At 64.3% G+C, this 14,046-nt stretch carries 13 protein-coding genes; 10 read left to right on the top strand and 3 right to left on the bottom strand.

What is annotated here, in order from left to right; translation table 11 throughout:
- Positions 1-180: 180 nt before the first annotated feature.
- The 3 genes from IVB19_RS11995 to IVB19_RS11985 form a co-directional block, all read right to left on the bottom strand.
- Positions 181-1,575: a M20/M25/M40 family metallo-hydrolase gene (locus IVB19_RS11995; protein ID WP_018456868.1), complete on the bottom strand. Its 1,395-nt coding sequence runs from the start codon at positions 1,573-1,575 to the stop codon at positions 181-183.
- Between the two features lie 53 nt (positions 1,576-1,628).
- Positions 1,629-2,957: a glycosyltransferase family 87 protein gene (locus IVB19_RS11990; protein WP_026233257.1), complete on the bottom strand. Its 1,329-nt coding sequence runs from the start codon at positions 2,955-2,957 to the stop codon at positions 1,629-1,631.
- Between the two features lie 133 nt (positions 2,958-3,090).
- A complete protein-coding gene (locus tag IVB19_RS11985) occupies positions 3,091-4,719 on the bottom strand; it encodes a helicase HerA-like domain-containing protein (protein WP_018456870.1) in 1,629 nt (542 codons plus the stop codon).
- A 346-nt stretch (positions 4,720-5,065) separates the two neighbouring features.
- Between IVB19_RS11985 and IVB19_RS11980 the strand changes: the two genes are divergently transcribed.
- The 10 genes from IVB19_RS11980 (at position 5,066) to IVB19_RS11935 (ending at position 13,976) form a co-directional block, all read left to right on the top strand.
- Positions 5,066-5,431 (top strand): hypothetical protein, encoded by a 366-nt coding sequence (locus IVB19_RS11980; protein ID WP_018456871.1) that lies wholly within the window; start codon positions 5,066-5,068, stop codon positions 5,429-5,431.
- 26 nt (positions 5,432-5,457) lie between these two features.
- Entirely contained in the window at positions 5,458-5,865 is a 408-nt protein-coding gene (locus IVB19_RS11975; protein ID WP_018456872.1) for a DUF4332 domain-containing protein, read from the top strand.
- A 271-nt stretch (positions 5,866-6,136) separates the two neighbouring features.
- Complete coding sequence (folP, locus tag IVB19_RS11970; protein ID WP_026233258.1) at positions 6,137-6,997, top strand: dihydropteroate synthase; 861 nt, start codon at positions 6,137-6,139, stop codon at positions 6,995-6,997.
- The gene (gene folB / locus IVB19_RS11965) at positions 6,994-7,362 is read left to right on the top strand and encodes a dihydroneopterin aldolase (protein ID WP_018456874.1); all 369 of its coding nucleotides are present in this window, start codon (positions 6,994-6,996) and stop codon (positions 7,360-7,362) included. The genes folP and folB overlap by 4 nt, the downstream gene beginning before the upstream one ends.
- A 1-nt stretch (position 7,363) precedes the next feature.
- Entirely contained in the window at positions 7,364-7,855 is a 492-nt protein-coding gene (gene folK, locus IVB19_RS11960) for a 2-amino-4-hydroxy-6-hydroxymethyldihydropteridine diphosphokinase (protein WP_018456875.1), read from the top strand.
- A gap of 81 nt (positions 7,856-7,936) precedes the next feature.
- Positions 7,937-9,808 carry a methylmalonyl-CoA mutase subunit beta gene (locus IVB19_RS11955; protein WP_018456876.1) on the top strand — a complete coding sequence of 624 codons (1,872 nt, stop codon included), beginning with the start codon at positions 7,937-7,939 and terminating at the stop codon, positions 9,806-9,808.
- Positions 9,805-10,269 (top strand): GFA family protein, encoded by a 465-nt coding sequence (locus tag IVB19_RS11950; RefSeq protein ID WP_007608185.1) that lies wholly within the window; start codon positions 9,805-9,807, stop codon positions 10,267-10,269. Before IVB19_RS11955 ends, IVB19_RS11950 begins: the two co-directional genes overlap by 4 nt.
- Positions 10,270-10,278: 9 nt before the next feature.
- The gene (locus tag IVB19_RS11945) at positions 10,279-10,464 is read left to right on the top strand and encodes a hypothetical protein (RefSeq protein WP_018456878.1); all 186 of its coding nucleotides are present in this window, start codon (positions 10,279-10,281) and stop codon (positions 10,462-10,464) included.
- Entirely contained in the window at positions 10,461-12,617 is a 2,157-nt protein-coding gene (scpA, locus tag IVB19_RS11940; protein ID WP_018456879.1) for a methylmalonyl-CoA mutase, read from the top strand. The genes IVB19_RS11945 and scpA overlap by 4 nt, the downstream gene beginning before the upstream one ends.
- Before the next feature lie 366 nt (positions 12,618-12,983).
- Positions 12,984-13,976 (top strand): tripartite tricarboxylate transporter substrate binding protein, encoded by a 993-nt coding sequence (locus tag IVB19_RS11935; protein ID WP_018456881.1) that lies wholly within the window; start codon positions 12,984-12,986, stop codon positions 13,974-13,976.
- Positions 13,977-14,046: the final 70 nt, after the last annotated feature.

Genomic DNA, 14,046 nt, shown 5'->3' with positions numbered 1-14,046 from the left:
TGTAGGGTAACGGTCAACGAACCTCTACGCCTTTTGGAATGAAACGCCGCCCAATTCCGGGCGGCGTTTTTATTTGGCCCCGTCATTGCGAGGAGCGAAGCGACGAAGCAATCCAGGCTGGCGCCGGAGAGAGATTTCTGGATTGCTTCGCTACGCTCGCAATGACGAGGAAAGAGCGCCCTACTTCACCTCCGCCAGCGCCGCGAGGATGCGGGCCCAGGAACGGATGCCTTTCTGGAAACTGCGGAGGTCGTACTTCTCGTTCGGCGAGTGGATATTGTCGTCGTCGAGGCCGAAACCGACGAGCAGCGAATCCAGCCCAAGCGTACGCTTGAAGTCCGCGACGATCGGGATCGAGGCGCCCGAGCCCATCAACACGGTCTCCTTGCCCCATTCCTCGGTCAGCGCGGTCTTGGCCGCGGCGAGCGGCTTCATGTTCCAGTCGAGCGCAATCGCAGGCCCGGCAGAGTGGTCGCCGAACTCGACCTTGCAGTCTCCCGGAATGCGCGCCGTCACGTACTCACGGAAAGCCTTGCGGATCTTTTGCGGATCCTGCCCTTCGACCAGTCGGAACGAGACCTTGGCCGAGGCGTGCGACGGGATCACCGTCTTCGAGCCCTCACCGATATAACCGCCCCAGATGCCGTTGACGTCGCAGGTCGGACGCGTGGAAGCTTGCTCGACCAGGAGCCTGCCCTTCTCGCCGGCCGGTATCGATAGCCCAACGGGCTTGAGGAATGTGTCCGGCGTGAAATCGAGCTTCTTCCACTGCGCGAGAATATCCGGCGGCGTGTCCTTCACCCCATCATAGAAGCCCGGAATGGTGATGCGATTGTCGTCGTCGAACAGCGCGCCGAGAATTTTGGTCAGCACCCGGATCGGGTTCATCGCGCTACCGCCGAACACGCCGGAATGCAGGTCGCGATTGGCGGCGGTGATCTTGAGCTCCTCATAGAGCAGGCCGCGCAGCGAGGTCGTGATCGCCGGCGTGTTGCGGTCCCACATGCCGGTGTCGCAGACCAGCACGTAGTCAGCCTTAAACTCGTCCTTGTTGGCTTCGATGAAGGGCACGAAGTTCTTCGAGCCGACTTCTTCCTCGCCTTCAATCAAAAACGTGACGTCGATCGGCAGCGACCCCGTCACCTTCTTCCAGGCGCGGCAGGCCTCGACGAAGGTCATGACCTGGCCCTTGTCGTCCTCGGCGCCGCGCGCCACGATGATCTTGCGGCCATCGGCATGGTCGGTCACAACAGGCTCGAATGGCGGGCGGTGCCAGAGCTCGAGCGGATCGACCGGCTGCACATCATAGTGGCCGTAGAACAGCACATGCGGACGGCCGCCCGCGAAGCTCTTGCCGACGACCGCGGGATGGCCGGCGGTTGGCCTCACTTCAGTGGCAACGCCGAGGCTCGCGATGTCCCTGGCAAGATGCTCGGCCGCCGCCTTGCAATCGGCCGCGAAGGCCGGATCGGCGGAGATCGACTTGATCCGCAACAGCGAGAACAGGCGCTCCAGGCTGTTGTCGAACTCCTTATCGATGTGGTCGAGCACGGATTGAAGCTGCGCATTTGCCATTGGTCGTATTCCCTGCGTTCGAATCCCAAGACGTCGGGGCTCAAGATGTCTTCTCAAGAACTATCGGCTTTTAGCGCTGCCGCGGCGTTGGGGCCAGCCGCAACCGGCGGATGCCGGATGTGCCATGCGAGACTAGCTGCGAGCACCGCCGTGGCGACGAGGTTGTTGCCCCAGGCCTGCAAGACATTTGGAAACCACGGCAGCGCCAGCAGCATGAGGATGCCGGCGGCGCCAAGGGCGAGCCAGGTTCCAAGGCGCACGTTCGCCCGCTCGTCGAAGGCGGCACGATGCATCAGCACCGTCATCGGGAAGAACAGCCACATGAAGTAGTATTGCCGCGCCAGAGGCGATGCCACCGTCATCAGGCAGAACAGGATGCCGAGTTCCTCGGCGTCCGAACGCGCCGTGCGCCGCGCTTGCCGTGGCATGACCGCGACGAAGCCGAGTCCGAGCAACGCCGACAGCGCCAGCACGATCCAGTTCGCCGTCCTGTAATCGACGTCGATGACATTCATCGTGCGCGGCGGCTTGCTCGGATCCTCCTGATTGTAGTTGATTGGCCGGACCAGCCGGTGCGTGACAGCAATGAGTGACTGGTTCACCCACGACCAGTTCTGCTCGTCGCGCTGGCCAAATCCTTTTTCCGAACTCGACCCGACCATGCCCTGATACCAGGTCTTGACCTCGGCGGCGTTGCGCTCGAAGCCGCGAATGGGGGCCGGCACGATATAGAGAAGTATGCCGGCGAACGCGACCGTAGCGACGGCGGCTCCCCACTTTCGCCGCCAGACCAGATAGGGCAGCACCGCAATGGGAAACACCTTGATGGCGGCGGCGAGCGCGAACATGAAGCCTGCGAGCCAGGAGCGCTGATGCTGCAAACTCCAGAAGCCGTAGAGCATCATCGCCAGCAAGACGAGGTTCGGCTGGCCAAGATCGAACATGTCGAACACGAAGGTCACGGTGACGAGAGCGGGCAGCGCCTCCAGCCAAGGGCCAGGCGTCCGGCCCGAACCGCTCATGGCATTGGAGAGCATCCCGGTGTACCACCACGCCGCAATATTCAGGATCGACAGCACGCTGTAGAGCGCGATCTTGCCGAACCAGCTCGGGACTGCCAGCAGGATCGCCGGCAGCGGTGGGTAGATGAACTCGAAGTACTGGTGGATATCGCCGGGATAGAGCGGCCCACCCTTCAAGACCTGCTGCCCGGCCCAGTACCACAGGCCGTAGTCCTTGGTCTTGCCGTGCCCGAAGATCTCGGGACCAAGGACATCGGCAGCCAGGATGAAGCAGCAGAGCAGGAAGAGCAGGTCGAGTGGCGCACGCAACGACAGGGTTCGGAGTGCGCCGGATCGAACGAAAGATTTAGGTGAGGTCACGATGTGGTCCAGTCAGGGGCCATAGCACCTAGCAGACCAACGAACGCTTGGAGAGTCCTGATCACCCGAATTTGTACCCGCCGCGCACAAGCGGCGGGTTTGCGGAGGAGTTGCCTCAAACGAGGCTTTCTGCCTACCTGCGCAGCAAGCCGCCGAGCGCGCCGCGGACCAGCGTGCGGCCGATCGAGCCACCAAGCTGGCCGGCGACGGACTTGCCGATATTGGCCGCCATCCCCCCGATTACCTGATTGGTGACCGATCGGGTCACGTCGCGGGCGATGACCTGGCCCGTCGAGAGGCGGCCGCGCTTGACGTTCGTGCCGAAGATGGTGCCGACCATCGAGCCGATCTGGCCGAGGATGCCACCGCCTCCAATGCCGCCGGCCGCGCCGGGATCGGCAGTCGCCGCCGTGCCGGCAATGCGCTTCTGGATGATCTCGTAGGCGGACTCTGCATCAACGGCGGTGTCGTATTTGCCCTTCACCGGGCTTGCATCCATGATCGCCTTGCGCTCTTCCGGCGTGATCGGTCCGATCCGGGCCGATGGCGGCCGGATCATCACCCGCTCGACCATCGCCGGCGTGCCGTTGCCTTCGAGAAAGGACACCAGCGCCTCGCCCTTGCCGAGCTCCATGATCACCTTGGCGGTGTCGAGCTTCGGGTTGGGGCGGAAGGTCTGGGCCGCAGCGGCGACCGCCTTCTGGTCGCGCGGGGTGAAGGCGCGCAGCGCGTGCTGCACCCGGTTGCCCAATTGTCCGAGCACGCGGTCGGGCACGTCGACCGGGTTTTGAGTCACGAAATAAACGCCGACGCCTTTGGAGCGGATCAGGCGCACCACCTGCTCGATCTTGTCCATCAGCGCCTTGGGCGCGTCGTTGAACAACAGATGCGCCTCGTCGAAGAAGAAGACCAGCTTCGGCTTGGGCAGGTCACCGGCCTCGGGCAGCTCCTCGAACAATTCCGACAGCATCCACAGCAGGAATGTCGCGTAAAGCCGTGGGCTCTGCAGCAGTTTGTCGGCGACGAGGATGTTGACCATGCCGCGGCCGTCGCGGTCGGTCTTCATGAAGTCCTTCAGCGTCAGCGCCGGCTCGCCGAAGAATTTGGTGGCGCCCTGGTTCTCGAGCACCAGAAGCTGGCGCTGGATGGTGCCGACCGTGGCCTTGGTGACATTACCAAAACCCTGCGCCGCCTTCTTGATCTCGGCAAGCGGACTGTCCTCGGCATCCGTCCCCTTCTTGCCCGCATCGGGCACGATGGCATCGAGCAGCGCGCGCAGATCCTTCATGTCGATCAGGGTCAGCCCGTTGTCGTCGGCGACGCGAAAGGCGACGTTGAGCACGCCTTCCTGCACGTCGTTCAGGTCCAGCATACGTGCGAGCAGCAGCGGGCCCATTTCTGTGACGGTCGCACGGACCGGGTGGCCCTGCTCGCCGAACACGTCCCAGAACACCGTCGAGAACTGGTCGGGCTCGAACGTCAGTCCCATCTCGGTGGCGCGCTTGACGATGAAATCCGCGGGCACGCCGACCTCGGAGATGCCCGAGAGGTCGCCCTTGATGTCGGCCGCGAAGACCGGAACACCGGCGCGCGCAAATCCTTCCGCCATAACCTGCAGCGAGACCGTCTTGCCGGTTCCGGTTGCACCTGTGACGAGGCCGTGGCGATTGGCGAACGCCAGCGTCAGCCAAGCCTGCTCGTTTCCTTTACCGACGAAGATTTTGTCGTCGGTATCACCGAGCTTGCTGTCCTGTGCGGTCATTATTCCCTGATCTCTCTGCCCTGTTTCGCATATCGAAACTCGAATGCACAGTTCCGTAGTTTAACGCATGTCGCGCGCTGATTGAAACCATTCAACGCGCTCCGGGCATGCGACATCGTCGGAAATATGCAGGTGGACATCCGCCGAAAGTAGGAAGGACGCATTCGCATCGCGGCATTTTTTTGCCGATTTCATCTCCGCTCTTGCATCACTGCAACACTTCTCGCGCGTTCGAGAATGAATCGGAACGTTGATGGCGTTCATCGCTTGTATTTCACACCACACCGGCTCAAGATCATTTTCGAAAGCAATACTCCGGCATGTGAACCGGCTGAGGGGCGGCCATATGGACGAGCTAATCGGGCGGCTGGCGACAAACGCCAGCATAGATAGTGCTGTCGCCGAAAAGACCGTCGGCATTATCTTGGGCTTCCTCCGCAACGAGGGTCCTTCCGACAGCGTCCAGGTCCTGATCGACCAGATTCCAGGTGCAGAAGCGGCAATCGAGGCATCCGGCACCGGCGGAGGACTGTCGCGGCTGATGGGCGGCGGCCTGATGGCGGTCGGCACGCGCCTGATGGGCCTGGGACTTGGCATGTCCGAGATTCAGAACATCGCCCGTGAACTTTTTCGCTTCGGCCGAGACAAAATCGGAGCGGATCAGATGGGCAAGATCATCGCGGGGACCCCGGGCCTCAGCCAGTTCGCCTGACGCCTGCGCATTTCACATCGAGTATCATGACATATCCGATCTCCGAGATTGAGGGCCTGTCGGCCTTTGCCGCCAACAAGTTGAAGGCGCAGGGTATCCGCACCACCGACGCGCTGCTCGAGGCGGCTTCGACCGTGAAGGGCCGCAAGGCGCTCTCCGTGAAGACCGGCATCAGCGAGCAGTTGCTGCTGGAATGGGCCAACGTCTCCGACTACATGCGCATCCCCGGCATGGGCAGGGCCAAGGTCGGTCTGGTCCGCGCCGCCGGCGTCACCACCGTGCGCGAGCTCGCCTACCGTAACCCGGCAAGGCTCGCCCAGAGCATGCGGGACGCCAACGAGAAGAAAAAGCTGCTCCGCATCCTGCCCTCGGAGAAGTCGGTCGGCGACATCATCGCCAAGGCGAAGAAGCTGCCGCCGAAGATTTCGTATTAGGACTGCTGCTCTCCGCATACGGGGTGGGCGCTACTCTCTCGGCATTGTTTTGCCCGATGAGCAACAATGCATCCCAACTCTGCCGTCATACCCCGCGAAAGCGGGGTATCCAGTACGCCGCGGCTCCTCCGTATCGCGGCACTGTCTCTGGATACTGGATTGCCCGCTTTCGCGGGCAATGACAGCGAGGGTGTGCGACGCCCTGTCCAAACGCTGGCAACCCACGCCTTCCCGTCTTGACTCCCCCTCCCCGACCGCTAAAGCGGGCCGCATGAATGCCTCGCCCTCCCCATCCGTCCCGGCGGCCGGTTCAGTCGGGCTTGACGTGCTGCGGACGTTACTGGAGCGGCCGATCCCGGCGGTGATGGGCGTGCTCAACGTCACCCCGGATTCATTCTCCGACGGCGGCGAATTCATCGCGCCCGAGCAGGCACTCGCGCGGGCGCGGGCGATGATCGAGGTGGGGGTCGACATCATCGATATCGGTGCCGAGTCCACCCGGCCCTACAAGGGCGCCCGGCCGGTCACCGCGGCAGACGAACTGGCCCGGCTCAAGCCGGTGCTATCGGACATCGTGGCGCTCGGCGTGCCGGTCTCGATCGACAGCATGAAGGCCGAGGTGGTGGCCTTTGCGCTCGATCAGGGCGCTGCGATCGCCAACGACGTCTGGGGCCTGCAACGCGACGCCGGCATGGCGCCGCTGGTGGCCGCGAGGAGCGTCCCTGTCATCGTCATGCATAACCGCGACAGGGTCGATCCCGCCATCGACATCATTGCGGACATGAAGGCGTTCTTCCAGCGCTCGCTGGATATCGCGGCACAAGCCGGCATCGCCCGCGACAAGATCGTGCTCGATCCCGGCATCGGCTTCGGCAAGACGGCAGAACAGAGCATGATTGCACTGGCACGACTTCGCGAGCTCGACATGTTCGGCCTGCCGATCCTCGTTGGTGCCTCGCGAAAACGCTTCATCGCCTCGGTGTCGCCGTCGGAGCCGACCGAGCGGCTCGCCGGCTCGATCGCCGCACATCTGCTCGCCGCACAACGCGGCGCGAAAATCATCCGCACCCACGACGTCGCCGAGACCTTGCAGGCCCTGCGAGTGGCGCACGCAATCGAGAGCAAGCCATGACCGATACGATCTTCGTAACCGGCCTGTCGATCCATGCCCGCCACGGCGTGATGGAGCACGAGACCGAGGTCGGCCAACGCTTTGTCATCGACCTCGAGCTCTATACCGACCTGTCGGAGCCTTCCCGCAGCGACCGGCTCGCCGACACCGTGTCCTACGCCGACGTCGTGGCGACCACCACCGCGGCCTTCAAGAACACCAATTACAAGCTACTGGAGCGCGCGGCCGGCGCGGTGGCCGACGCCATCCTGTCGCACTTTCCGCGCATCCGTGCGGTCAAGATCACCGTGCACAAGCCGCATGCGCCGATCGCCGCGATCTTCGACGACGTCGGCGTCATGCTGACGCGCTCGCGGCACCCCTGACATGGCGAGCGTCCTGATTGCGCTCGGCGGCAATGTCGGCGATGTCCGCGCGACCTTCCAGAAGGCAATCGCCCATATCTGCGGCATGGCGCAGGCCGCTTTGATCGCGCGCTCGTCGGACTATGCGACGCCGCCCTGGGGCGACGAGGACCAGGCTCCCTTCATCAACGCCTGCATCGAGATCGAGACCAGCCTTGATCCGCATGCGCTCCTGTTCGTGATGCAGAAGGTCGAGCAGAAATTCGGCCGCACGCGCGATAAAGAGCGGCGCTGGGGCCCGCGCACGCTCGATCTCGACATGATCGCCTATGACGATGTGTCGATGCAGAAGCCTGACCTGACCCTGCCGCATCCGCGCCTATTCGAGCGCGCCTTTGTGCTGGTGCCGCTGGCCGAGATCGCGCCCGACCGCGTGATCGCAGGCATTCGTGTCCATGACGGTCTCGCCAGCGTCTCGACACAAGGCATTGAGCGGCTTCCGGATACCGGTTAACCAAAAACAACCGTTTGCAGGGACGGCCGGCCGTGGCAATTTCGCCTGCGAACAACAAGATTTTCGGGAGCCCTTCGCCGCATGACCTCCGCGACTGACGACCTGCCGCTGGCGGCGGATTTTCCCAAGGCGACCGTCGACGACTGGCGCAAGCTGGTCGATGGCGTGCTAAAGGGCGCGCCGTTCGAGAAGCTGGTCGCCAAGACCTATGACGGACTCAAGATCGATCCGCTCTATCCGCGCGCCAAAGGTGTTGCGCCCGTGGTGGGCCGGCCGGCGGCGGCGCCCTGGCGGATCATGCAGCGGATCGACCATCCCGATGCAAGTGCGGCGAATGCGCAGGCACTGACCGATCTCGAAAATGGCGCGACGGGTCTGGCGCTGGTGTTCGCCGGCGGCAATGCCGCTCACGGTTTCGGGCTGGAACCGACCGCCGACGCAGTCGCAAGGATCTTGAAGGACGTCCATCTCGATGCCGGCATCGGCCTCGAGCTCGAGATCGGTCCGCAATCGCGGATGGCGGCGATCCACGTCGCGGAATATGTGAAGAGCAAGGGCATCGATCCCGGGGCCTGCGACATCCGCTTCGGGCTCGATCCGCTCGCGGCCTGCGCGGTGTGGGGCCACAGCCCCTATACCTGGGATGAGATCGTTCCGGCCATCACCGGCGGCGTCAAGGGCCTCTCCGCGCTCGGCTTCAAGGGGCCGTTTACATCGGCCGACGGACGCGTGATCCACGATGCCGGTGGCTCGGAGGCGCAGGAGCTCGCCTTCGCGCTCGCCTGCGGCGTCGCTTATTTCCGCGCGATCGAGGGCGCGGGCGTTCCTCTGGAGCAGGCGCAGGGCATGGTCTATGCGCGGCTTGCCGCGGATGCAGACCAGTTCCTCACCATGGCAAAATTCCGCGCATTGCGGCTGCTGTGGGCGCGTATCGAGACGGCGTGCGGGCTCACGCCAAAACCGCTGTACATCGCCGCCGATACCGCTTGGCGCATCCTGACGCAGCGCGATCCCTATGTGAACATGCTGCGCGCGACCATGGCGACGTTTGCGGCCGGACTTGCCGGCGCCAACGCGGTCACCGTGCTGCCGCATACGCTGGCGCTCGGCCTGCCCGATCCATTCGCACGGCGCGTGGCGCGCAATACTCAGCTCGTGCTGCTGGAAGAGAGCAACCTCGCCAAGGTCAGCGATCCCGCGGCAGGCGCAGGCGGCATCGAGACGCTGACCGGCCAGCTCTGCGACGCGGCTTGGGCGCTCTTCCAGGAGAGCGAGAGAGCCGGCGGCGCCTTCGCTGCGCTTCAGCAGGGCCTGTTCCAGAGCAAGGTCGCGGCTGCGCGAAAAGCCCGCGACGCCAACATCGCAAAACGCCGCGACGTGCTGACCGGCGCCAGTGAGTTTCCGAACCTGCACGAGAACGAGACTGCGGTGCTGAAGGCGACGCCGATCGCGCTGGCGCCCTATGGCGAGCAAAAATACAAGTTCGACCCGCTGCCGCCGATCCGGCTTGCGGAACCGTTCGAGGCGCTGCGCGACAAATCCGATGCGGCCTTGAAGGCACACGGCGCGCGGCCGAAAGTCTTCTTGGCCAATCTCGGCACGCCCGCTGATTTCACGGCGCGCGCGACCTTTGCCAAAAGCCTGTTCGAGACCGGCGGCATCCAGGCTGTCGACAGCGAGGGCTTCGCTGATCCGGCCCAGCTAGCTGCGGCCTTCAAGGCCTCCGGCGCCGGGCTCGCCTGTCTTTGTTCCAGCGACAAGGTTTATGCGGAACACGCCCAAGCCGCGGCGCAGGCCCTGCAAACCGCCGGGGCCCGACTTATCTATCTGGCAGGCCGCCCGACCGATGTCGAGGCGGCGCTGCGTGCAGCCGGCGTCACCGGCTTCGTCTTTGCCGGTGCCGATGCGCTTGCGACGCTGCAAGACACGTATCGACGGATGGAGCAGCCATGACGGAAGCAGGCAAACCCGTTCTCACCGGCGGCTGCCAATGCGGGGCAGTGCGCTTTGGAGTCATGACGGCGCCGAACAGGGTTTCGATCTGCCACTGCCGGATGTGCCAGAAGGCCAGCGGCGCGCCGTTCGCCTCTTTTGCCGACATCAACAAGACGGACTTCGCCTGGACCAAGGGAAAGCCGTCGTTCTTCCGCTCCTCCTCCATCGCCGAGCGCGGCTTTTGCGCCGCCTGCGGCACGCCGCTGAGCTTTGGCCGCATCGACGGCGATCGGATCGAGATCATGACCGGCGCGTTCGACCGCCCGGACCACGTGGTGCCGACGCGGCAGTTCGGCACCGAGTCCCGTCTCGGCTGGGTGGTCGGGATCGCCAATCTTCCAAGCCAGACCACGCAGCAGAATTACGGACCGGAGAAGATGGCGACCATCGTCAGCCATCAGCATCCGGACCATGATTGAGGCGCCGCCATGTTTCAGCTGCTCGGACAAACGTTGCTCGGTCTGGCAGAATGGAAGATTGGGAAGCTGTTCGCGCGGCTGCTCTGGGTTGGGACCGGCCAAATTACTCAGAGCCGCTTGGACGATCCCGTCTACAAGAAAAATGTGCAAAAGCTGATTGAGCGCAATCGCAGGTTTGAGGATCCCAAGGAATGACCCGCATTCCCAATTTCGCCGACGTCGCCTTCGAGCGCGCCGCCGCCGGCGCCCCGACCGGCAGCGCCGAGCCGTGGCTGACGCCCGAGGGCATTCTGGTGAAGCCCGCTTATAGCGAGGCCGATCTGGCCGGGCTCGACTTCCTCGATACCTATCCGGGCATCGCGCCTTATCTGCGCGGCCCCTACCCGACCATGTATGTCAACCAGCCTTGGACCGTCAGGCAATATGCCGGCTTCTCCACCGCGGAGGATTCCAACGCGTTCTACCGCCGCAATCTCGCGGCCGGACAGAAGGGCCTCTCGGTCGCGTTCGATCTCGCCACCCATCGCGGCTATGACAGCGACCATCCGCGCGTCGGCGGCGACGTCGGCATGGCCGGCGTTGCCATCGATTCCATCTACGACATGCGCACGCTGTTTGCGGGCATTCCGCTCGACCAGATGAGCGTGTCCATGACCATGAACGGCGCGGTGCTGCCGATCCTCGCGCTCTACGTTGCGGCCGCCGAGGAACAGGGCGTGCCGCCGGAGAAGCTCTCAGGGACCATTCAGAACGACATTCTGAAAGAGTTCATGGTGCGCAACACCTACATCTATCCGCCCGCGCCTTCGATGCGGATCATCTCGGACATTTTTGCGTATACCTCGCAAAAAATGCCGAAATACAATTCGATCTCGATCTCCGGCTATCACATGCAAGAGGCCGGCGCGACGCAGGACCTCGAGCTCGCCTATACGCTGGCCGACGGCGTCGAATACCTTCGTGCCGGCCTTGCGGCGGGCCTCGATGTCGACCGCTTCGCGCCGCGGCTGTCGTTCTTCTGGGCGACCGGGATGAACTTCTTCATGGAAGTGGCCAAGATGCGCGCCGCGCGGCTGCTCTGGGCGAAGCTGCTGAAGCCTTTCAATCCGAAGGATCCGCGCTCGCTGTCACTGCGCACGCATTGCCAGACATCCGGCTGGTCGCTGACCGCGCAGGACGTCTTCAACAACGTGATGCGCACGACTGTGGAAGCGATGGCGGCGACGCAAGGCCACACCCAGTCGCTGCACACCAATGCGCTCGACGAGGCGCTCGCTTTGCCGACCGACTTTTCGGCGCGCATTGCCCGCAACACCCAGCTCTTCCTGCAGCACGAGAGCGGCACCACCCGCATCATCGATCCCTGGGGCGGCTCGTATTATGTCGAGCGTCTCACCCGCGACCTCGCCGCCAAGGCCTGGGGCCACATCCAGGAGGTCGAGGAGCTCGGGGGTATGGCCAAGGCGATCGAGGCCGGCGTACCGAAGCTGCGCATCGAGGAAGCCTCGGCCAAGACCCAGGCCCGCATCGACGCCGGCAAGCAGGCGGTGATCGGCGTCAACAAATACAAGCCGACGGACGAAGCTCCGATCGATATCCTCAAGGTCGACAATACCAATGTCCGCCGGCTCCAGATCGACAAGCTGACGCGGCTGAAGTCCGAACGCAACCAAAAGGACGTCGAGGCCGCGCTCGCCGCGCTGACGCGCTCGGCGGGCGAAGGCAACGGCAATCTGTTGGCGCTGGCCATCGACGCTGCGCGCGCGAAGGCAACCGTCGGCGAGATCTCGGACGCGATGGAGAAGGTGTTCGGCCGGCACCGCGCCGAGATCAAATCCATCACCGGCGTCTACAAGCGGGAGGCGTCCAGCATGGGTAACCGGGTCGAGAAGGTTCAGGCGCTGATCGACGCCTTCGAGGAGGCGGAAGGCCGCCGTCCGCGCATCCTGGTCGCAAAAATCGGTCAGGACGGTCACGACCGCGGCCAGAAGGTGATCGCGTCGGCCTTCGCCGATATCGGCTTCGACGTCGACATTGGGCCGCTGTTCGCGACCGCCGACGAAGCCGCGCGCCAAGCGGTCGAGAACGACGTCCACATCCTCGGCGTCTCCTCGCTTGCCGCCGCCCACCTCACCGCAGTGCCGGAGCTCAAGGCCGCGCTGAAGAAGCAGGGCCGCGACGACATCATGATCATCGTCGGCGGCGTGGTGCCGCCACAGGATTACGATGCGCTCTACGCGGCCGGCGCGGAAGCCATCTTCCCGCCGGGCACGGTGATCGCGGACGCGGCCGAGGAGCTGATCCGCAAGCTGAACGCCCGGCTCGGGCATAGCGAGGCGGCAGAGTAATTCGGCCGCCGCTCGGCAATCCGCCCATTCTTCACCGAGACCGCCGACAACGACGCCGCCATGACCGCAATGGTGAAGGGGGTGACTGCATCGCTCATGGTCGCAAAGATGAAGCGCGATGCGAGCGCGACTGCGACGACTGGTTCGCGGAATTGAAGCGGAGCCTGCTCAGATGGGCGCGGTGACGTTTGCGTCCTCAACCGAGGCGGGCAAGACTCCCGGCCTCGCCTTCCACTATTCCACGCATGAGGGCCGCGTTGCCCGCAGAGCGCTGGTAGCGCTACCTTGCAGCCGCGCTGCAAAGCCGACTAGAATGTCGCCATAGACAAGAGCGCCCGACGTCGTGGGCGCCGCTGGGAGGCATTGATGTCCAAGATTACGCGCCGCAGCTTTGCGGCTTCATCTGCCGCAGTCGCGGCATCCGCCGCATTCGGTCTCACACCCGTACGCGCGCAAGCCTATCCAGCGCGGCCCGTCACCGTGATCGTTCCCTGGGGCGCGGGCGGCGGCACTGACGCGACCGCGCGCATTGTCGCAGCGCTTCTGGAGAAGGATCTCGGCCAGCCCTTCAACGTGGTCAATCGCACCGGCGGCTCCGGCGTCGTCGGCCATACCGCGATCGCGACCGCGCAACCTGATGGCTACACCATCGGCATGCTCACCGTCGAAATCTCGATGATGCACTGGCAAGGGCTGACCGAGCTGGCGCCGAAGAGCTACACCCCGCTGGCGCTGATGAACGAAGACCCCCCGGGCATCCAGGTCTCCTCCTCCTCGCCCTACAAGACGGTGAAGGAGCTCGCGGAAGCCATCAAGGCGGCCCCTCCCGGCAAGTTCAAGGCCTCCGGCACCGGCCAGGGCGGCATCTGGCATCTGGCGCTGGTCGGCTGGATGCAGGCGATGGGCCTGCCTGCCAACCAGGTCGCCTGGGTGCCGTCCAACGGCGCCGCACCCGCGATGCAGGACCTCGCCGCCGGCGGCCTCGACCTCACCACCTGCTCGGTGCCGGAAGCCCGCGCCATCATCGAGGCCGGCAAGGCCAGGAGCCTTGCTATCATGGCGCCGGCGCGCAATCCCATCTTCAAGGACGTGCCGACGCTGAAGGAGGCGATGGGCATCGACTACGCGACCGGCGCCTGGCGCGGCATCGCCGGGCCGAAGAACCTGCCGCCGGAGATCGCAACGAAGCTCACCGCGGCGCTGCAGAAGGTCTACGACTCCGCCGAGTTCAAGGACTTCATGAGCAATCGCGGCTTCGGCACCGTGTGGGGCGATGCCGGCCAGTTCGCAAGCTTCATGGACAAGGGCGACGCCCAGATGGGCGAAGCGATGAAGGCGGCGGGTCTGAGCAAGGCGTGATCTTGTCACCTCTCCCCGCTTGCGGGGAGAGGTCGAATTTGAGCGCAGCCCAAATTCGGGTGAGGGGGAG

This window comes from Bradyrhizobium sp. 187 (assembly GCF_023101005.1).
Classification (GTDB): Bacteria; Pseudomonadota; Alphaproteobacteria; order Rhizobiales; family Xanthobacteraceae; genus Bradyrhizobium; species Bradyrhizobium canariense_D.
The sequence above is the reverse complement of the archived record's forward strand: the minus strand, read 5'-3'. Positions and strand labels throughout refer to the sequence as shown.